The organism is Acidiphilium sp. 34-64-41, assembly GCF_002282635.1.
GTDB classification, from domain to species: Bacteria; Pseudomonadota; Alphaproteobacteria; order Acetobacterales; family Acetobacteraceae; genus Acidiphilium; species Acidiphilium rubrum.
On record NZ_NCJX01000129.1, the window covers coordinates 1 to 17,642 of the forward strand.

The 17,642-nt window shown below is 66.3% G+C and carries 16 protein-coding genes; 9 read left to right on the top strand and 7 right to left on the bottom strand.

The features are described 5' to 3' along the window. Nucleotides 1–163: 163 nt before the first annotated feature. The 5 genes from B7X49_RS17545 to B7X49_RS17565 all read right to left on the bottom strand — a co-directional run bounded on the left by B7X49_RS17545 (nt 164) and on the right by B7X49_RS17565 (nt 5,349). The gene (locus B7X49_RS17545; protein ID WP_286705134.1) at nt 164–1,984 is read right to left on the bottom strand and encodes a chloride channel protein; all 1,821 of its coding nucleotides are present in this window, start codon (nt 1,982–1,984) and stop codon (nt 164–166) included. Nucleotides 1,985–2,158: 174 nt separating this feature from the next. Continuing rightward, nucleotides 2,159–2,755, bottom strand: coding sequence for a thiamine pyrophosphate-dependent enzyme (locus B7X49_RS17550; RefSeq protein ID WP_286840410.1), 597 nt, complete (start codon nt 2,753–2,755; stop codon nt 2,159–2,161). Then, nucleotides 2,731–3,591, bottom strand: a complete 861-nt coding sequence (locus B7X49_RS17555; protein ID WP_286840412.1) for an acetolactate synthase large subunit — start codon at nt 3,589–3,591, stop codon at nt 2,731–2,733. Before B7X49_RS17555 ends, B7X49_RS17550 begins: the two co-directional genes overlap by 25 nt. 265 nt (nt 3,592–3,856) lie before the next feature. Next, on the bottom strand, nt 3,857–4,807 hold the full coding sequence (locus tag B7X49_RS17560; RefSeq protein ID WP_286705132.1) for a hypothetical protein: 951 nt from the start codon (nt 4,805–4,807) through the stop codon (nt 3,857–3,859). Beyond that, nucleotides 4,795–5,349, bottom strand: coding sequence for an OmpA family protein (locus B7X49_RS17565; RefSeq protein ID WP_286840414.1), 555 nt, complete (start codon nt 5,347–5,349; stop codon nt 4,795–4,797). Before B7X49_RS17565 ends, B7X49_RS17560 begins: the two co-directional genes overlap by 13 nt. 333 nt (nt 5,350–5,682) lie before the next feature. On the opposite strand from B7X49_RS17565, the gene B7X49_RS17570 reads away from it, so the two are divergent. The 4 genes from B7X49_RS17570 to B7X49_RS17585 all read left to right on the top strand — a co-directional run bounded on the left by B7X49_RS17570 (nt 5,683) and on the right by B7X49_RS17585 (nt 9,370). Further along, nucleotides 5,683–6,729: a histidine kinase dimerization/phospho-acceptor domain-containing protein gene (locus B7X49_RS17570; RefSeq protein ID WP_286840416.1), complete on the top strand. Its 1,047-nt coding sequence runs from the start codon at nt 5,683–5,685 to the stop codon at nt 6,727–6,729. Then, nucleotides 6,665–7,021 carry a sensor histidine kinase KdpD gene (locus B7X49_RS17575; RefSeq protein WP_286840418.1) on the top strand — a complete coding sequence of 119 codons (357 nt, stop codon included), beginning with the start codon at nt 6,665–6,667 and terminating at the stop codon, nt 7,019–7,021. Before B7X49_RS17570 ends, B7X49_RS17575 begins: the two co-directional genes overlap by 65 nt. Before the next feature lie 84 nt (nt 7,022–7,105). Beyond that, entirely contained in the window at nt 7,106–8,467 is a 1,362-nt protein-coding gene (locus B7X49_RS17580) for a sigma-54 dependent transcriptional regulator (protein WP_286705129.1), read from the top strand. Between the two features lie 102 nt (nt 8,468–8,569). Then, nucleotides 8,570–9,370, top strand: coding sequence for a hypothetical protein (locus B7X49_RS17585; protein ID WP_286705128.1), 801 nt, complete (start codon nt 8,570–8,572; stop codon nt 9,368–9,370). A gap of 8 nt (nt 9,371–9,378) precedes the next feature. On the opposite strand, the gene hrpB is transcribed toward B7X49_RS17585, so the two are convergent. Continuing rightward, nucleotides 9,379–11,811 (bottom strand): ATP-dependent helicase HrpB, encoded by a 2,433-nt coding sequence (gene hrpB, locus B7X49_RS17590; protein ID WP_286705127.1) that lies wholly within the window; start codon nt 11,809–11,811, stop codon nt 9,379–9,381. Nucleotides 11,812–11,858: 47 nt separating this feature from the next. Here hrpB and B7X49_RS17595 point away from each other — a divergent pair, with 47 nt between their 5' ends. Genes B7X49_RS17595 through B7X49_RS17610 form a run of 4 tightly spaced genes read left to right on the top strand, consistent with a single transcriptional unit; the run spans nt 11,859 to nt 15,050 of the window. After that, a complete protein-coding gene (locus tag B7X49_RS17595) occupies nt 11,859–12,797 on the top strand; it encodes a protein-disulfide reductase DsbD domain-containing protein (protein ID WP_286840421.1) in 939 nt (312 codons plus the stop codon). Continuing rightward, a complete protein-coding gene (locus B7X49_RS17600) occupies nt 12,736–13,881 on the top strand; it encodes a protein-disulfide reductase DsbD (protein ID WP_286840424.1) in 1,146 nt (381 codons plus the stop codon). The genes B7X49_RS17595 and B7X49_RS17600 overlap by 62 nt, the downstream gene beginning before the upstream one ends. After that, nucleotides 13,869–14,384 (top strand): hypothetical protein, encoded by a 516-nt coding sequence (locus tag B7X49_RS17605; protein ID WP_286840422.1) that lies wholly within the window; start codon nt 13,869–13,871, stop codon nt 14,382–14,384. Before B7X49_RS17600 ends, B7X49_RS17605 begins: the two co-directional genes overlap by 13 nt. A gap of 33 nt (nt 14,385–14,417) precedes the next feature. Beyond that, entirely contained in the window at nt 14,418–15,050 is a 633-nt protein-coding gene (locus B7X49_RS17610; RefSeq protein ID WP_286705124.1) for a c-type cytochrome, read from the top strand. On the opposite strand, the gene B7X49_RS17615 is transcribed toward B7X49_RS17610, so the two are convergent. Next, nucleotides 15,045–16,253 (bottom strand): ABC transporter substrate-binding protein, encoded by a 1,209-nt coding sequence (locus B7X49_RS17615; RefSeq protein WP_286705123.1) that lies wholly within the window; start codon nt 16,251–16,253, stop codon nt 15,045–15,047. The two genes, B7X49_RS17610 and B7X49_RS17615, sit on opposite strands and share 6 nt — an antisense overlap. A gap of 77 nt (nt 16,254–16,330) precedes the next feature. On the opposite strand from B7X49_RS17615, the gene B7X49_RS17620 reads away from it, so the two are divergent. Further along, complete coding sequence (locus tag B7X49_RS17620) at nt 16,331–17,335, top strand: NAD(P)H-quinone oxidoreductase (RefSeq protein WP_286705122.1); 1,005 nt, start codon at nt 16,331–16,333, stop codon at nt 17,333–17,335. Nucleotides 17,336–17,642 lie beyond the last annotated feature (307 nt).

A 17,642-nucleotide genomic window follows, 5' to 3' on the forward strand; every position in this document is an offset into this window, starting at 1 on the left:
TCCAGCCAGCCGGATCAATGAACTCCTACCCTGGATGATCGACCAGAAGTCCTGACGTCCTGCCCAAAACTAGGCCAACGGCCTCTGGCGGACGCTTACAAAATTGCGCTGTTCAGAGGTTCCTTAACTGGGTCCAGGGGCAGAGCCCCTGGCCTTGCTTGCTTCACTCGCCCGACAACTCACGACGGCGTTGGTCGAGTTCTTCGCTGTAGCGTCGCAGGGCGTATTGTTCGGTCAGCACGCCCAGCACGCGCCGGGTTTCCGGTCCGTCGAGCACGGCGAGCACGTCGCATTCCGATCGTTCGAAGGCTTTGATGGCTTCTTTGACGGTTGCCTGGGGGAGCAGGAAATCGTCCTGGTGGCGCAATATGTCGTGGATTGTATGGGGATCGTCTTCGCCGGGCGTTTGCGCTTCGGAGGGGTAGGCGAGGCCGACATATTTGTCGTCGACGTCGAGCACGACGACGTATTGCGTCCGCCCGAGCGGATATTCGGTTTTAAATGCCGGAATATCCATTTCCTCGTGTACGGTATATTGGGTGCGCCGCATCATGCGACCGACCGTGAGGTTGTGGATCCAGCCGATATCGACGGCGCTGCGAATGCTTTCGCCGCGCAGGTGAAACCGCCAGGTGGTGAAAGAATAGCCGAACACGCGTCGTACGGTGAGCGAGGCGGCGATGGCGGCGCCGAGGACGGCGACGGTGATGCTGAAATTATTGGTGCTTTCGAGGGCGAGGAAGGTCATCGTCATCGGGCCGCCGACGATGGCCACCGCCAGTGCGGCCATGCCGACCACGGCGTAGAAGCCGATCGGCACGCCGTGCGCGAAGGGCAGCAGCACGGCAATATCGCCATAGGCGCGGCCAAGCAGCGAGCCCATGAACAAAGCCGCGAAGAACAGACCGCCGCGGAAGCCCGAGCTGATCGAGAAGGCCGAGGCGGTCGATTTCATCACCAGCAGCGTGACCGCGAGCAGCAGCGGATAGACCACGGCGAGTTGGGTATGGAGCGATGAATTGCCCGAGGCCATGACTTTCGGCGTGATGCTGCCGAGCAGCCCGACCACGACGCCGCCCAGGATCGGCCGCAGCCAGATCGGCACGCCGGCCCGGCGGAACCCCGCCTCGATCGAGGTGACGCCGCGCATGATCGCGATGCCGACGAACCCGGCGGTAACCCCCAGAATGATCGCGAGCGGATAGGCGTAGCCCGGCACCACGCTCGGCAGCACGACGTCGAGCGATTTGACCCCGCCATCCATCAGCGTGTCGGCGACCAGCGTGCCGGTCAGTGACGCGATGATGATCAGCGGCAGGCTGGTCATCGAATAGGTGCCGATCACCAGTTCGATGCCGTAGAACGCGCCGCACAAAGGGGCGTTGAACGCGCCGCCGATCGCGGCGGCGGCGCCGCAGCCCACCAGAATGCGCAGATCGTTGCGTCGCAGGCGGAATTGCTGACCCACCCAGGAGGCGAGGCCGCTGCCGAACTGCGCGTAGCCCGCTTCCATCCCGACCGATCCGCCGACGCCGTTAGACAGCACGGTCTGCGCCGCGACGATCACGGAATCGCGCAGCGACAATTTGCCGCCGTAAAGCGCATTGGCCTCAACCGGATCGATGAAGTTGCCCGGCCGGTATTTCGCGAGCAGCCAGGTGATCGAGCCGAGCAGCGCGCCGCCCAGGATCGGCACGAACATGGCGCGGATCGGGTCGATGTGGGTTTGCTGCGATAATCCCTCACCCAGATGTGGCAGGGCAAAAAACCAGAAGTGAAAATGATGGCTGAAAAAATCCATCAGATAGACCGCGATGCCGCCGAGCACGCCGACCAGGATTGCCAGTGCGGCCAGCCACAACTCATCGGTCCGCACCAGAGCGCGCAGATGCATCGGCGCATCGATGGTGACGGCGTTCAACCGGCGCTTCAAACCGATGATGAAGCGTTGTGAGCTATCGCGGCGAACGGTGGAACTGGCCATAACGCGTCCCGGATTGGGGAAATCGAAATCACGGACGGACCACCCGCCCAGCGGTCACATGCCGTCAGTCTGTGTCAGCATCATGGCTCCTTATTGTTGCCGCACTCAAAAACCCTGGTCAACCGCCGAATCCATTGATTGCGACGATCAAACCGATCTTGATCAAAGATACGATTAAATCGTTAATAACTCGATAAGAAATGGCCCTTTTCGTTCGAAACTGGCCGCGAGCAGCGTGTTCAGCGCCTTCATATCCGCCGCCTGGGCGCCGGCAACGCCCATGCCTTCGGCCAGTTTCACAAAATCGAGATCAGGATTACCCAGGTCGAGCATATCCATAGCGGTGCGGCCCGGGTTGGCACCCACGCCGGCGTATTCATGCAGCAGGATCGCGTATTTGCGATTGGCCAGGATCACGAAGGTGATATCGAGTTGCCGGCGCGCCGCGGTCCATAATGCGGCGATGCTGTACATCGCCGAGCCATCGGCCTGGATGGCAATAACTCGCCGCCCGGTCCCCGCGAGGGCGACGCCCGCGCCGATCGCCATCGGCAGCCCGCCACCGATCGCGCCGCCGGGCACCTGCATCCATGTGTGTGGCGCGGCACCGTGGGTGAAGCGCGAAAACCCACGGCCGAAGGAAATTCCTTCGTCGATGATGACGCTGTCCGCCGGCAGCAGGGCGGCCAGCGAGCTCGCCACCGCTTCCGGCGCGATCGCCCCGGTATCCGGGGCGGGCGTCGGCGTTATGGCGATTTCAACCGGTGCCACGCCGAGTTCCGCCTGCAACGCGGCGATCGCGGCCGAACCATCCTGATCGATCGGCGCCAGGCGAGCGAGGCGATGGCCGCGTCGATCGGGTAGGGGATGCGCTCGATCGGCGGGCGTCCCTGGCCGCGCTCCATGCGCGCATTGAACACTTCCGCGAGCATTTTGGCACCTGTGCCGGCCACGATCGCGCTTGCCGCACGCAGCGTGGCATCGTTCAGCGTGCGTCCGCCCATCAGCAGCATGGCGGGCTCGCCGGAGCGCAGAACGTCCGCCAACGCGGCAATCGTCGCCGCGGCCGGCACCGGCCGCGCCCCCACCGGTTGCGGGGCACCGATCACGCCGCCCTCGGTCCAGGCGGTGTCGGCGGGCAGGATCAGCGTCGCGATCGTGCCGGTATACGCTGCCGCGACGGCATCCGCCGCGTCGCGCCCGACCGTCGCGGCGCTGGTCGCGGTGCGCAGAAATCCCGAAATCGACCGTGCCCAACCCTCGGTATCGGCGGTCAGCGGCGCGTCCAGCGGCCGATGATAGGTCGCCTGATCGCCCACGATATTCACGATGCCAGAGCGGCCGCGCCGCGCGTTATGCAAATTAGCCAGCGCATTGCCAAGGCCCGGGCCGCAATGCAGCAGCGTCGCCGCCGGTCGCCGGTTCACCCGCCAGAACGCGTCCGCCGCCCCCGAGGCGACGGTTTCATCAAGGCATAGCACGCAGGTGATTCCCGGAATCCGGTCCAGCGCCGCGACAAAATGCATCTCGCTGGTGCCCGGGTTGGCGAACACCGTGTCGATTCCGCAGGCGATCAGCGTGTGAACCAGAGATTCCGCACCGTTCATCGTTCAACATCCCCCAATGTGTCGCACCGGTTCAGTGCGTATGACAGGGAAACTGCCCGGTCCGGCAAGGTCCGGCAAGGGCTGGTGCGCGGGCGAGGGGAGGGAAGGGTCTTCTTTTTTGTGAACAAAAAAGAAGCAAAAAAAACTTCGTTAACTTGGGCGCGTGCCTGTGAAAACGCCCGTGCCCCAGAGTCAAAAAGTTTTTTGCTTCTTTTTTATAAAAAAGAAGTACTTGCTTTAACCTTTCCCTGCTCCCGCACAGATCTCAACCACCCGGCAACGGCGCGGTCGCCAACGGTTTCAGCCAGATGTCCGGCATCATCGCAATGAACTCCGCGCGCAACATTGCAACGCGAGCATCGGGCATTCCAACGACTTCGGCGCGGAAGAATTCCTTGTCGCGGGTGAACACCAGATAGGCCAGCGTTTCGTTCACGATCAGGCCGTGCTCGTCGCCATCGTAGCCCTGCCGGACGAGACAATTTTTAAAGGCTGCCTGTTCGGATGCGGTGAGCGCGGTGTTGTAGAAATGATGCACGAAGGCGCGATAGGCGGGGATCGTAAAATAGGCGCCGTGGGACAATTCATGGCGCAGGATGACCGCCCGCGCGCGCAGGCCGACGCGATGGCCGGCACCCGCCTGTGGAATCGAGATGACAGCGCCAGCCGCGCCCGGTTTCAGGAAACCGGCGGCCGCGGCGATTTCGTGCAGCCGCTGCTCTAGCGGGTTGAGATGCCGGTGTTCGGCCTGCGCGAGGCGGAAAAATTTACGTAGCGCGCGGGCGGGATAGTCATCGCCATAATAATAAGTGCCGATGGTCAGGTCGGCCGCGACGAGTGCCGCATGGAAGGCGGTGGTGCTTAGCACCCGGTCTTTCGGCGCGTCGGCCTTTTCGATCAGGGCGGCGATGCGGTCGAACATCAGGCCCTGGGCGTGCAGGTCAGGGCAGTCGAAGACAAGGACCAGTCTGTCATCGGCGAAGCGGAATACGGCAAAATGACGGCTGACGTGACGAAAGATTGTGGACTCACCGGCCACCGGCAGTGGCGCGGGCCGCGGCCAGAGCGCGATGACCGCGACGATGACACCAGCGACGACCAGTCCTGCGGCGGCAAACCAGAGGCGATGCCTTGGTCGAGGTCGCACCGGCGGAATAATCCGCACGGTATCATCATCTGCCTGGGGCTGGACCCGGCTCGATTTCAGCGGCGCCATTGCTCTATCGCCGGCGCCGCCGATCGATGTTCACCCACGCCCGTGGCCGCGAGCCGCGTCGGAGCGATGTTGAATTTCGACTGCAGATACTGGTCGACCGCCTTAGCCCGTGCGTTCGAGAGCGCCATATTGGTCGCAGGCGCGCCGGTCGTGTCCGTGTGGCCGACCAGTTTGAACTTGTAGGATGCGAGCGTCGGGTTGGTCAGCGCGTGGCCCAGGCGGTTGAGTTCGGTGATCGCCTGCGGTGTCAGCTGCGCCGAACCCAGCGCAAAATCGATGTTCAGATTGATCGAAGGCGCGGCGGACCGTGCGCCACTCACGCGCATCGCTGCCGGAGAGCTCGCAGTGCCGTGCAACTTGGGTGAAGGTGTCGTGCTGCCGGGCTGCAACGGCACGATGCCGCGCGTCGTTGCCGACAGATGACTGGTCGGCTTCAGAGCCTGAATGATCTGCGACGCCGATGGCCCGGCCGATTGGGCCCAGGCTGCGGGGGCGACAAACGCGCCGGCAAATGCAACACTTAAAATTCCGATGTTACGCATAATCCAATCCTCCACGGTAATTCGACCGCAATATGGCCACCAAGCTTATAGGCCGCGCGGTGCGACAGTTCCAGCGTCTCTAACATGACTCACAATCCTTTGGCCATGAAATCCGTTGTTTCGTCATGCCGGGACACGGACGAAACGGAGCAAACGGGGAGGGAGTCAGCACTTTCTGACCAACCAAAGAGCAGAAAAACAAACGTCGCCGATTTAACCCCCGCCGACCAAACCACCCATGCCCCACATTAACAAAAGTTTTTTGCTTCTTTTTTACAAAAAAGAAGAACTTCCTGTCCCCCACGACCTCAAGCCCAACGCTGCGGCCCCACCATGAGCATGTCCCTCCGCACCCGCCTGTTCGGCCTGTGGCTCATGTCGCTGTTCGGCTCGCTGGTCGTCGCGGTGTTGATCATCGGCCTGTTTCGGCAAACCGCCGCGGCGCATCGCGAGCGTGACCGCGCGGTTGCCGCTCGGGCCTGCCAGGCGATTACCGCGCATTACGATTTCTATACCGCCAACATGGATGCCGAACCCGAGGCCGCCACCTTCCGGGCCGGTCTGCGCGTGGTCCTGCAGGTCGCGCTGCGCCGCCAGCGGGGTATTGTCGCGGCGATCGAACCGTCCGACCCATCGGCGACTCCGGGCGTCGCCGCCATGTATGGCACGATTCCCGCCACACTCTCGGCGGTGGTGGCCGACCAGATCAACGATGCCATCGCGGCGGATCGCTTGATCGTGACCACCAAGGGCGGGTTTCTCAACCGCACCACCATTGCGACCTGCCCGCTCGGCGGCCCGCTCGGTACGCCGGTTGCCAATATCGCCGCGGTCACGGTGCTGCAGGCCGATCTGTTGCGATCCGCCTTCACGCGCTTCGCGTTCGGGGGGCTCGCCGTCCTGCTTGCGACCATGCTGGCTTCGGCCGGTTTTCTGGCCCGGCTGGTGCTCGGCTTTTCGCGCCGCCTTGCCGGGGTCGAGACCGCCCTCGCGTCCGACCATCCAGGCCTGCTCAACCTGACCGGCGAAGCCGAGCTCGACCGGTTGATCACCGCACTCAACGCCACGACCACGCGGCTCGATGCCGCTCGCGCCAGGATCGCGCAATCCGAACGCCTCGCCGCGCTTGGACGAATGGCGGCGGGCCTCGCCCATGAAATCCGCAATCCGCTCGGTGCCATCCGCCTGCGGGCGGAAACCGGTCTTGCTCACCACCAGCCTGCTCGGCTTCGCTGCCACGCCATCACCGCAGCCTCGTGCCACCGATCTCGATGCGCTGATCACTGCCGCGATCGGCGGACCTGTCGCCATCAGCATGACCGCCGACCCAACCGGCATCATCTGGCCGCTCGACCCCATCCTGACGCGCAGCGCGCTTGAAAACCTGCTGCGCAACGCCATCGCGGCTTGTGCACCGACGGACAGTATAACCATTACGGCCCAGGCTACCCAAAACCTCAGCATCACCATCGCCGATACCGGCCCTGGCATCGACCCCGCGCTCGGCGATCCATTCGAGCCTTTCACAACCGGTCGTGCCGATGGCATCGGCCTCGGTCTCGCCATCGCGCGTGACATGATCCGCGCGCAAGGTGGTACGCTGGTGCGGGCGCCGGCTACGGTGGGGGCTGCGTTTGTCATTACACTGCCGGAGGGTACGGGTGAAACGTAAAGAAGCAGTTCTTTTTTGTAAAAAAAAACCGAAAAATTTTTGGACGCTGGGACCTCGCCTGAGCGACGATCTTGGCTCGCGTTGATGGCCGCTATCAGCATCATTGATGACGATGAGGGGTTTCGCGACAGTCTTGCCGAAACGCTGACCGATTTCGGCCATGCCGTCACCGCGTATGACCGCGCCGGCCCCGCCATCACAGCCATCGCCGCAACCTTGCCCGACCTGGTGTTTCTCGATCTGCGGATGCCGGAAATCGACGGTATCACCGCCCTTCGTGCCATCCGCGCCGCCCAGCCAACCGCCCGCGTGGTGGTGCTCACCGCCTTTGCCACCGGCGATAACACCATCGATGCCATGCGCCTCGGCGCGTTCGATCATCTGACCAAGCCGGTCGGCCGCGCCACGCTGCAAACCCTGCTGGAATCCGCCCTCCGCCACGCCGAACCGCAGGCGCGCGCCGAACCCGCAGCACCCGGCACCATCATCGGCACCAGCCCCGCCATCCGCGACGTCCAGAAACGCATTGGCCTAGCCGCCGCCGGCGATGCCAGCGTACTGATCCTCGGTGAAACCGGCGTCGGCAAGGAACTGGTCGCCCAGGCCATCCATCGCTTCAGCGCGCGTGCGCCAAAACCCTTCGTCGCGGTCAATTGTGCCGCCATCCCCGCCGATCTGCTGGAATCCGAATTGTTCGGCCACGAACGCGGTGCCTTCACCGGTGCCACCACAGCCCAGCGCGGCCGGTTCCGCGAGGCCGATGGCGGCACGCTGCTGCTCGATGAGATCGGCGACATGCCGCTGGCCACCCAGGCGAAAATCCTGCGCGCGCTGCAGGAGCGCGAGGTCACGCCGCTCGGCGGCGCCCCGGTGAAAATCGACGCGCGCATCATCGCCGCCACCCATCAGAACCTGCAAGCCCGCGTCACATCCGGCCAATTCCGCGCCGATCTTTACTACCGCCTCGCGGTTATCCCGATCGAGGTGCCGAAGCTGCGCGACCGCGGTGCCGATATCCTGCTGCTCGCCCGCCATATCCTGAATGAATTGCGCCCGGCGCACCCGCCCACCCTGACCGAGGCCGCCGAGCGCGCCTTGCTCGCCTATCCCTGGCCCGGCAACGTCCGCGAACTCCGCAATACGCTGGAACGCGCCGCCAGCCTCACCCCGTCCGGCGTGATCGACGCGGCCGATCTCGCGCTGAACCCTCCTGTTGCGCCCGGTGCGGCATCGGCCGGCGCCACAAACTTGCCGCAAGCCGTAGCCGCCACCGAAATCGCACTGATCCGCGCCGCGTTGATCAGCGCCCAGGGCAACCGCACCGAAGCCGCCCGCGCACTCGGCATCAGCCGCCAGGCGCTGTATGACCGGATCAACCGGTACGGACCGGCAATCATGTCGGATCTGCCGACACCATCTGTCGGCAATCCCGACGATGATGCCTGATGGAAAAAGCAAAAACCAAGCAATTTCAATAAGATAAATCTTGGCACGGCCCATGCAATGCATGGTTCAGGCCGGACTCTCCCGGCCCCAAGGAGACCAGATATGACACGGACAAAATCCCTACTCCTGGCCAGCGCCGCCGCTGCCCTGCTCGGTACCGGCTTCGCCAGCGCCGCCACCACAGCGACCAACACGGATGCCCTGCCCAGCTACACCGGCACGGTCAAGCACTTCACCATCACCCCGCGCGGCGCGATCGACGGCGTCATCCTGTCGAACGGCACGGACGTGATGTTCCCCCCCTATCTGTCCACCCAGATCGCCTATGCGGTGAAACAGGGCGACAGCGTCACCATCCATGGCCTGAAAGCCGCCAAGGAACCGGTGGTGCAGGGCGTCTCGATCACCGATGGCAGCCACACCGTCACCGATAACGGCCCCCCGGCCGGGTTCGGCCCGCATCACCACGGCGCGCCGACCCGCATGATGGTTCAGGGCAAGGTCGCACAATATCTCTATGGCCCGCGCGGCGAGAAGAACGGCGTCCTGCTCGATGACGGCACCGCGCTGCACATGCCGCCCCCGGCCATCGCCAAGGCCTCGGTCGCCAACCTGCTCAAGCCGGGTGACAAGATCGCCGCGGTCGGCTTCGGCACCACCAACGCGCTCGGCTCGGTGGTGATGGTCCAGCAGATCGGCGCCGATTTCAAGGATCTGACGCGCATCGCGATGCCCCGCCCGCCGCACGGCCCCGGCATGGGCCCGGGACCGGGCTGGCATCACGGCCCGCACGGCGGCCCGGGCATGCGCCACGCCATGATGCGGCCGATGGGTGGGCCAAACGGCGGTCCGGGCGCGCCGCCGCCCCCGCCGCCGGCGGATGCGGGTGCAACCTCGAAGTAACCGGCTGATCAGGATCGTGGCCGCCGCGGCAATGCCGGGGCGTGCCACGGTTCCTCCGGCCATTCATGCTTCGGATAGCGCCCACGCATATCCTTGCGCGCATCCAGCCAGCCGCCGCGCCAGAACCCGGCCAGATCAGCCGTGACGGCAATCGGCCGCTGCGCGGGTGACAGCAGCGCGATCTGCAAGCCGATCCGCCCATCCGCCAGTTTCGGGGTGGCATCCAGACCATAGAACACCTGCGCCCGCGCGGACGCGACCGGCACCGGCGCGCCATAATCGATCGTCGCCGCACCACCGGGTGCGGCAATCTGCTCGGGCAGCGCCTGGGCCAGCGCGCGAACCCGCTCATGCCCCAGCACATCGCGCAAAATCGCCGCCAGATCGAGGCCAGCGACCTCCTTCAGGCGCGATAGTCCGGCCAGATAGGGAAACAACCATGTCTCGAAATCGGCGATCAGCGCTGCATCGGTGAAATCCGGCCAGTCCGAAGGCTCGATCGAGCGCATCCAGCCGACCCGCGCCTGCAATTGCCGCACTGCATCGGTCCAGCCGAGCAGGGAGGGTTTTGCCGCCACCGCCGCCCGGAGCGCCGATGCGATATCCTCGGCACTGGCCGGCAGGCTCCGATCGGACAGCACGATGGTGCCGAACCGCCGCCGCTCGCGCAGCATCACCGCACCGGACGTGCCCTCGAGCGCGACGTCCCTGCTGGTCGTCACCAGCGCTGCCAGCCGCGTCTCCAGCACCGCTGGGTCGAGCGGTGTTGCCAGCCCGATCCTGGGAGCGCCGCGCCCGCCGAGCGATGCCACCGCCAGCATCGGTGCCCGCGCCAGCGGATCGGCCAGATCCAGCTTCGCGCCGCCGCCATCCGCCAGCCGGAAACTGCCCGGCTCGCCGCGCCTTGCGGCCACCCGGTCGGGAAACCCCGCCGCGATCAGCACGGCGGCGTCGCCCGCGGCGGCTTCATCCCGTCGCAGCCCGAGCCGCGCCCGATAGGTCGCACCAGCCTGGCGGATGCGGGCTAGTGCTGCCCGATCGCCCACGCCGCGCCCGGCAATCGCCTCCAGCCGGAGCAGAATCTCCGCACTGCCCGCCTCACGCAGCGGATCGCGCTCCTCCAGCATCGCCGCGATATCGGCGGCGAGCGCCTGTTCACCCGGTGTGGTCGCCGCGAGCATCAGGGCGGCCAGCCGGGGCGATGCGCCCAGCGCCGCCATCTGCCGGCCGCGCGCGGTGATTTTTCCGCCCGTATCCAGCGCGCCGAGTTCGCCCAGCAGCGCCTGCGCCGCCGCCACCGCGCCGTCCGGCGGCGGATCGGGGAACGGCAAGTCGCCGATCCGCTCGCCCCAGGCGGCGCACGCCAGCGCGAGTGATGACAATTCCGCCTCCATGATCTCCGGCCGGTCGAACTCCGGCAGGCCGCGCTGCAATGCCTCGGTCCAGAGCCGGATCGCGACGCCCGGTGCCTCGCGCCCGGCGCGGCCGGCCCGCTGGGTCGCGGCGGCCTTGCTGATCCGCCGTGTCACCAGCCGGGTCAGCGCCCGCCCGGCATCGAACTGCGGTGCACGGCGATAGCCGCCATCCACCACCACGCGCACCCCCGGCACGGTGAGCGAGGTTTCGGCGATACTGGTCGCCAGAATCACGCGCCTTGTGGCGGAAGGCGCCAGAACCCGCGCCTGTTCGCCCGGCGGCAGATCGCCGAACAACGGCAGCACGGTCACACCCACCCCGGCCAAGGCGGCCTCCGCGCGGCGGATTTCTCCCACGCCCGGCAGAAACGCCAGAATATCACCCCGATGCGCCGCCAGCGCCGTGCGCACCGCGCGTGCCAGCGCGTCCGGCAGATCGCGCGGATCAGCGAGGTCGCGCGCGGCGTATTCGATGGTGACCGGATAAATCCGTCCCGCGCTTTCGATCACCGGTGCCTGAAGCAAACCGGCCAGCCGTGCGCCGTCGATCGTGGCGGACATCGCGAGCAGCCGCAGTTCCGGCCGCAAGCCGCGCTGCAGATCGAGCGTCAGCGCCAGCGCCAGATCGGCCTCGAGGCTGCGCTCATGGATTTCATCGAAAATCACACAGGCGACCCCGTCGAGCCCGGGGTCGGTCAGCAATCGCCGGGTCAGCAACCCCTCGGTGATCACCTCGATCCGCGTGCGCGGCCCGACCACAGAGTCCAGCCGGGTCCGATAGCCGACCAGCCCGCCCGGCGCCTCGCCGATCAGTGAGGCGATCCGCTCCGCCGCCGCCCGTGCGGCGAGGCGGCGGGGTTCCAGCATCACGATCCGCCCATCGCCCACCCAATCCGCCGCCAGCAGCGCCTGCGGCACCAGCGTGGTCTTGCCGGCGCCGGGTGGTGCGATCAGGACCGCGTTCGGCTGCGTCGCCAAAGCGGTTTGCAGCGCGGGCAGCATGGCGGTGACGGGCAGATCATCCATGGCCCGGCCGGTTAGCACCGAACCGCGTCCCGTGCGATAATCGACCGATGCGATGGATGCACCGGCTGATCCCCTTGTTCGCCCTCTGGCTGCTCGCGCCGACCCTGGCGCACGCCGCGGAAAGCAACCTGGTCGTCTCCTCGCGCGCGACCGTCTCGCTGGTTTCGGCGACCGATGAAGCGGCGGGAACCAGCGTGAAACTCGGCCTGCTGTTCCGCCTCAAGCCGGACTGGCACATCTACTGGTCCGATCCCGGCGATGCCGGTGAACCGCCGAGCATCGCGATCACCACCCCCAAGGGTGCCACTTCCGGCCCCTTCGCCTATCCCGCGCCGCATTGGCTGGTGGCGAGCGGCGTGGGCGATTACACCGAAACCGGCACCGCCCTGCTGCCCTTCACATTGCATCTGCCGCAAGCCGGCGTTACCAGCATTGCCGCGACTGCGGACTGGCTGGTCTGCAACCCGAAAATCTGCGTCCCCGAACATGGCACGTTCAACCTGACGCTGCCCGGCGGTGCCAGCGCTTCGCCACAGGCGCCGCTGTTCGCGCAGGCCGCCGTCGAAATGCCGCGCGTCTCGCCGTTCCATGCCATCATCGCGCCCGACGGCATCCTCGCGATCACCGGACCGGGTCTCGATCGCGCCGCCGTCAAGACAGCGCATGTCTACCCCGATGATCCGGCGGCGATCGTCAACGCCGCACCGCAGACGCTCGGCTTCGTCAAAGGCGGTTTCACCCTCGCGCTGCACCCGGCGGATGCCAAAAAACCGCTCAAATCCCTGGCCGGCGTCCTGGCCCTCGGGCCAGACCCAGGCGTTGCGCATCGCGGCGCAACCGGGTGCGGCCCCGGCACCGCTGAGCAGCACGCCATGGTATGTCTGGATCGGCGGGGCCCTGCTCGGCGGGTTGATCCTGAACCTGATGCCCTGCGTGTTTCCGGTGCTGGCGATCAAGGCGCTGGCGGTGGCGCGCCTCGGTCATGACGACCGGGCCCGCGCGCGCGCCGAGTCGCTCGCCTATACCGCCGGCGCCATCCTGGCGATGCTCGCCCTCGGCGGCGTGCTGCTCGCCCTGCGCGCGGCGGGCTCGGCGGTCGGCTGGGGGTTTCAGTTCCAGTCGCCGGCGTTCATCGCGATCATGGCCTGGCTGATTTTCACGGTCGGGTTGAATTTCGCGGGCGCGTTTGAAATTTCCGGCCTGGAGAATCTCGGCGCCGGCCTCGCCGCGCGCGGCGGCCTGCTCGGCAGTTTCGCCACCGGCCTGCTGGCGGTGGTGGTGGCGACGCCCTGCACCGCACCCTTCATGGGCGGCGCGCTGGCCGCCGCATTGGCCGCCCCGCTGATCCTCGGGCTGAGTATTTTCGCAGCCCTCGGCCTCGGCATCGCGCTGCCGTTCCTGCTCATCGCGCTTAGCCCCGGCATCGCCCGCCTGCTGCCGCGCCCCGGCGCGTGGATGGATGTGCTACGCCAGTTCCTCGCGTTCCCGATGTTTGCGACCGCGATCTGGCTGCTCTGGGTCATGGCGCTGGAAGCGGGCGCCGGCGGCGTGCTGATCGTGGGGGCCGGCGCCGTGCTGATCGGCTTCGCGGTCTGGCTGCTGCGGTTTCGCCGCCTCGTGGCGCGCGGCCTTGCCATTGTCGCGCTGATCGCGGCGGCGCTGCTGCTGCCGCGGATCATCCCGGCCGGTGCCACCGGGCAGGGTGCCAATACAACCCTGCCGTCAGCCATCGCATTCTCGCCCAAAACCCTCGCGGGCCTGCGCGCTGCGGGCAAGCCGGTGTTCATCGACATGACGGCGGCATGGTGCATCACCTGCCAGGTCAACGAGCGCGTCGCGCTCGCCCCCGCGCGCGTGCAGGCCGCCTTCCGCGCGCATCACGTGACATTGATGACGGGCGACTGGACGCGGCGCGATCCGGCGATCACCCGCTATCTCGCCGCGCATGGGCGCGACGGCGTGCCGCTCTATGTGTTCTATCCGCCCGATCACGCGCCGCCCGAAATCCTCCCGCAGATCCTGACGCCATCGATCGTCACGTCGGCCCTCGCCGGGTCATGGACGAAATGATCCGACCGCCTAGATACATGAGCATGGCACATACCCTGTTCCGCGCCGTCGCCGCCTTGGGTCTCGCCGCCGGCCTGACCGGCACCGCCCTCGCCGCCACCCTGCCGCCGATCGGCCTATGGCAGGGGCGCTACAAATGCGCCCAGGGCCAGACCGCGCTGGCACTCCAGATCACCGCGATCAGCCCGACGCAGGTGCGCGCGGTGTTTTATTTCCACGCTTTGGCGAGCAACCCGCACGTGCCGCAGGGTTGTTTTTCGATGCAAGGGCATTTCGACCCCGCCACAAGGCGCCTGCACCTGAGCCCGACCCGCTGGCTGTCGCAACCGAAGTTCTATGTGTGGACCGGCCTGTCCGGCACGGTGGGTGCCGGCGGTGCCGTGCTGACCGGCACGATCCAGGGGCCAGCCTGCACCGATTTCGCGCTCAAACCGAGCGCCACCCTGCCAATTCCGCCCGCGCCGCCGGCCTGCCGGATGGATCAGAACGGGCCGACGGTGTAGGGACATGCGCAATCGTTACAGGGGACACATGGCATGAACGGTTTCAAAGCTGGGTTCGTCGCGCTGCTGGGCATCGCTGCCGGCATCGGCATCGCGCAGGCCGCACCGCCGCCGCAGGTGGCACAATGCGCGGGCTGCCATCAGGCGAACGGCATGGGCAATCCGGTGGCGGGATTCCCCGCCCTCGCCGGCCAGCCGACCGCGTATCTGCAAGCCCAGTTGTATGCGTTCAAGCACGGCACACGGCGCAACGGCATGATGAACAGCTTCGCAAACGGGCTGAGCGCGGCCGATCGCAAGGCGATCGCAGCCTATTACCATGGCCTGCCAGCGGTCGCCCCCGCATCACTGCCCGCCGCCCCCACCGATGCCATCGGCGCCACGCTGGCGATGCAGGGCGCCGATATCGGCACCAGCCATGCAATTCCGGCCTGCGATTCATGCCACGGCGCCGGTGGTCTCGGAATCGCCCCGGCGTTTCCCCGGCTTGCCGGCCAACCGGCGCAATATCTCGAAAATCAGCTGACGGATTGGCAGAAAGGCTCACGCAACGAGAGCAATCTGCATCTGATGCACAATGTCGCGGTGCTGCTCAGCCCGGCCCAGATCAAGGCGGTCGCGGCCTATTTCGCGGCTTTGCCGCCGGTCGCCAAACCCGGCTCATAGGCTGGTGATCGGGTGCGCGCCACCGGTGATGGTCGGGTCGATCGTGATCAACCGCCCGCCGCGCCACTGCTGCAAGGTCGCGAAACTCGCCCGGTTCTGACCCTGTCCGTTGAACGCGCAGCCCCACCCGTTGGCGAGCGCGCCGCGCGGCCGGTCGGTCGCCAGCAGTGCCACCCTAAACGGCTTGTCCTGCCCGAGTGCGCCCGACACCAGTTGCGCGCCGACATAGCCGGTCAAGCTCGCGCTGCTGCGCGGTGGCGCCGCATAGCGCGCCCGATAGGCCCGCGCGATCGCCGCCGCCGGCCCTGACACATCATAGAGCGGCGTATCGACCACCATGGTGTTCTCGATCGCCCGGCCGAGCGCAAACCCGAGCCCCGACATCGCATAGCCGCCGCCCGCGCCGATGATCATGCGCGGCCGCCAACCCGCCGTCGCCATCGCCGCATACGCAAGCAGCACGTGCTCGGTGCGGCCGGCGTGGATCAGCAGGTCGATCTTCGCGCGCTGCATCCGGCCGATTTCGTTCGCCAGATCCATCGTATTGGTCGCGTAGCCGAGCGTCAGCACCACCGGCAGTTTGGTCTGGCGCGCCAGATCGAGCACGGCGGCCGCGAAGGCGCCATTGGTCGCGCCGTCATCGAACAACAACGCAATCTTGAGATCGCCCGCGGCCTTGCGCCAGGATGGCGCGATCTGCCCGGCGATCGCGGTGGTCGTGGTTGCGGCGAGGGCCGCACTGGTCAGGCCGGTGCGCACGAGCATCTTGAAGCCGCGCGTCGTGATGGCATCCGCCGGCGCATCGAGCTCGATGTAGGGAATATTCGCGAGTTCCGCTGCCGCCGTCGCGACGAACGACAGGGTTGATGAACTGGTGCCGATGAAGGCGGCCGGCGGATCAGCTTTGGCAAGCGTCGCGATCGTGCGCGCGGGATCGGTGGCATCGGCGCGGATCAGGCGGATCGGCTGCTTGCGGCCGCGGTTGGCATCGGCGATCGCGAGCGCCACGCCCCGCCAGGCTTCATCCCCGGCCAATGCCTCGGCACCCTGATCGGGAAACAATGCCGCAAGCGTCGGTGATGATGGTGCCGCGCTACGCACCGCCGCCGCGCCGGACCGGGATGCGGCCACCGCAAGGCCGCTGCCCAGCAAGGTGCGGCGGGAGAGGTTTGCGGCGCGCGAGACGGGCGGTTGAGTGGTCATGTGCACACTATATAGAGAGTGCGCGCGCCGGTGAACGCGGCCGTGCCACAAGCTCAAACCCAAAAAGGACCCGAGCCATGACAGTTCCGACCCAGATGCGTCACGTCACCTTCGATACCCCCGGCGGACCCGAGGTGATGCACCTCACCACCGGCCCGGTGCCGCAGCCAGAGCCGGGTGAAGTGCTGGTCAAGGTCGCGGCGGCGGGCATCAACCGGCCGGACATCCAGCAGCGCAAAGGCGCCTATCCGCCGCCGTCCGGTGCCAGCCCGATTCTCGGGCTGGAAGCCGCCGGCGAGATCGTGGCACTGGGCGAGGGCGTCACAGGTTGGCACATCGGCGATCGGGTCACCGGATTGTGCAACGGCGGCGCCTATGCCGAATATGTCGCGATCCCCGCCGGCCAGTGCCTGCCCTGGCCCGCCGGCTTCGATGCGATCCAGGCGGCTTCGCTGCCGGAGACTTGCTTTACCGTCTGGGCCAATCTGTTCGACCTCGGGCGGCTGGCGCCCGGCGAGTCGGTGCTGATCCATGGCGGCACGTCGGGCATCGGCGTCACCGCGATCCAGCTGGCCACCGCGTTCGGGGCCAAGGCCTACGCCACGGCCGGCTCGGCGGCGAAATGCGCGGCCTGCCTCGATCTCGGCGCGGCCGGCGCGATCAATTATCGCGAGGCGGATTTCCTGGCCGATATCAAGGCGATGACGGGCGGTGACGGTGTCGATGTGGTGCTGGACATGGTCGGGGCCCCCTATACCAACCGCAATCTGCAGGCTTTGAAGCGTGGCGGCCGCTTGGTTCAGATCGCCTTCATGCAAGGCAGCGTGGCGGAGGACGTCGATCTACTCCCGATCATGGTCAAGCGCCTGACCGTGACGGGCTCGACCATGCGGCCCCGCACGCCGGCGGAGAAGGCGGCGATCGCTAAGTCTCTTCACGATTTCGTGTGGTCATGGCTGGAGACGGGCGCGGTCCGCCCCGTCATTTCCGAGACGTTGCCCTGGACCGATGTCGCAAGAGCGCATCAATTAATGGAAAATAGTGCGCATGTCGGAAAAATAATACTAAAGGTAAGTTGGTAAGATTTTACGTTACATTGTGAACTTGCTTGGGTTTGGATGGAGAGTCGCCGATTTACCACTAACGCTGACAGCCGTGTCAGTGTTTGCTGCACTGCAGCAGGCAAGCGGGCAGGCTTTGGGCGATCAAAGGTTAACTACTGCGATCGCCCGAAAAGGAGGCAAATATTGCTGTTTTATGTCGCTCGTTAGAATCGTTGCGAAGAATTTTTCGTGCCTATCCGGTTGACTCAGACACCCACTAGGGCTAGTGGCCCCCGCCATGGCGGCCATTGACATTCACCAGCGTGACGAACTGGCTTTTCCCCAA

Coding starts and splice junctions, on each gene's coding strand:
- B7X49_RS17600 (WP_286840424.1), top strand. CDS start 12,736: ATGCCCTGCGTGTTTCCGGTGCTGGCGATCAAGGCGCTGGCGGTGGCG.
- B7X49_RS17610 (WP_286705124.1), top strand. CDS start 14,418: ATGAACGGTTTCAAAGCTGGGTTCGTCGCGCTGCTGGGCATCGCTGCC.
- B7X49_RS17560 (WP_286705132.1), bottom strand. CDS start 4,807: ATGGCGCCGCTGAAATCGAGCCGGGTCCAGCCCCAGGCAGATGATGAT.
- B7X49_RS17555 (WP_286840412.1), bottom strand. CDS start 3,591: ATGAACGGTGCGGAATCTCTGGTTCACACGCTGATCGCCTGCGGAATC.
- B7X49_RS17575 (WP_286840418.1), top strand. CDS start 6,665: ATGACCGCCGACCCAACCGGCATCATCTGGCCGCTCGACCCCATCCTG.
- B7X49_RS17595 (WP_286840421.1), top strand. CDS start 11,859: ATGCGATGGATGCACCGGCTGATCCCCTTGTTCGCCCTCTGGCTGCTC.
- B7X49_RS17615 (WP_286705123.1), bottom strand. CDS start 16,253: ATGACCACTCAACCGCCCGTCTCGCGCGCCGCAAACCTCTCCCGCCGC.
- B7X49_RS17565 (WP_286840414.1), bottom strand. CDS start 5,349: ATGCGTAACATCGGAATTTTAAGTGTTGCATTTGCCGGCGCGTTTGTC.
- B7X49_RS17570 (WP_286840416.1), top strand. CDS start 5,683: ATGAGCATGTCCCTCCGCACCCGCCTGTTCGGCCTGTGGCTCATGTCG.
- B7X49_RS17585 (WP_286705128.1), top strand. CDS start 8,570: ATGACACGGACAAAATCCCTACTCCTGGCCAGCGCCGCCGCTGCCCTG.
- B7X49_RS17580 (WP_286705129.1), top strand. CDS start 7,106: ATGGCCGCTATCAGCATCATTGATGACGATGAGGGGTTTCGCGACAGT.
- B7X49_RS17605 (WP_286840422.1), top strand. CDS start 13,869: ATGGACGAAATGATCCGACCGCCTAGATACATGAGCATGGCACATACC.
- B7X49_RS17545 (WP_286705134.1), bottom strand. CDS start 1,984: ATGGCCAGTTCCACCGTTCGCCGCGATAGCTCACAACGCTTCATCATC.
- hrpB (WP_286705127.1), bottom strand. CDS start 11,811: ATGGATGATCTGCCCGTCACCGCCATGCTGCCCGCGCTGCAAACCGCT.
- B7X49_RS17620 (WP_286705122.1), top strand. CDS start 16,331: ATGACAGTTCCGACCCAGATGCGTCACGTCACCTTCGATACCCCCGGC.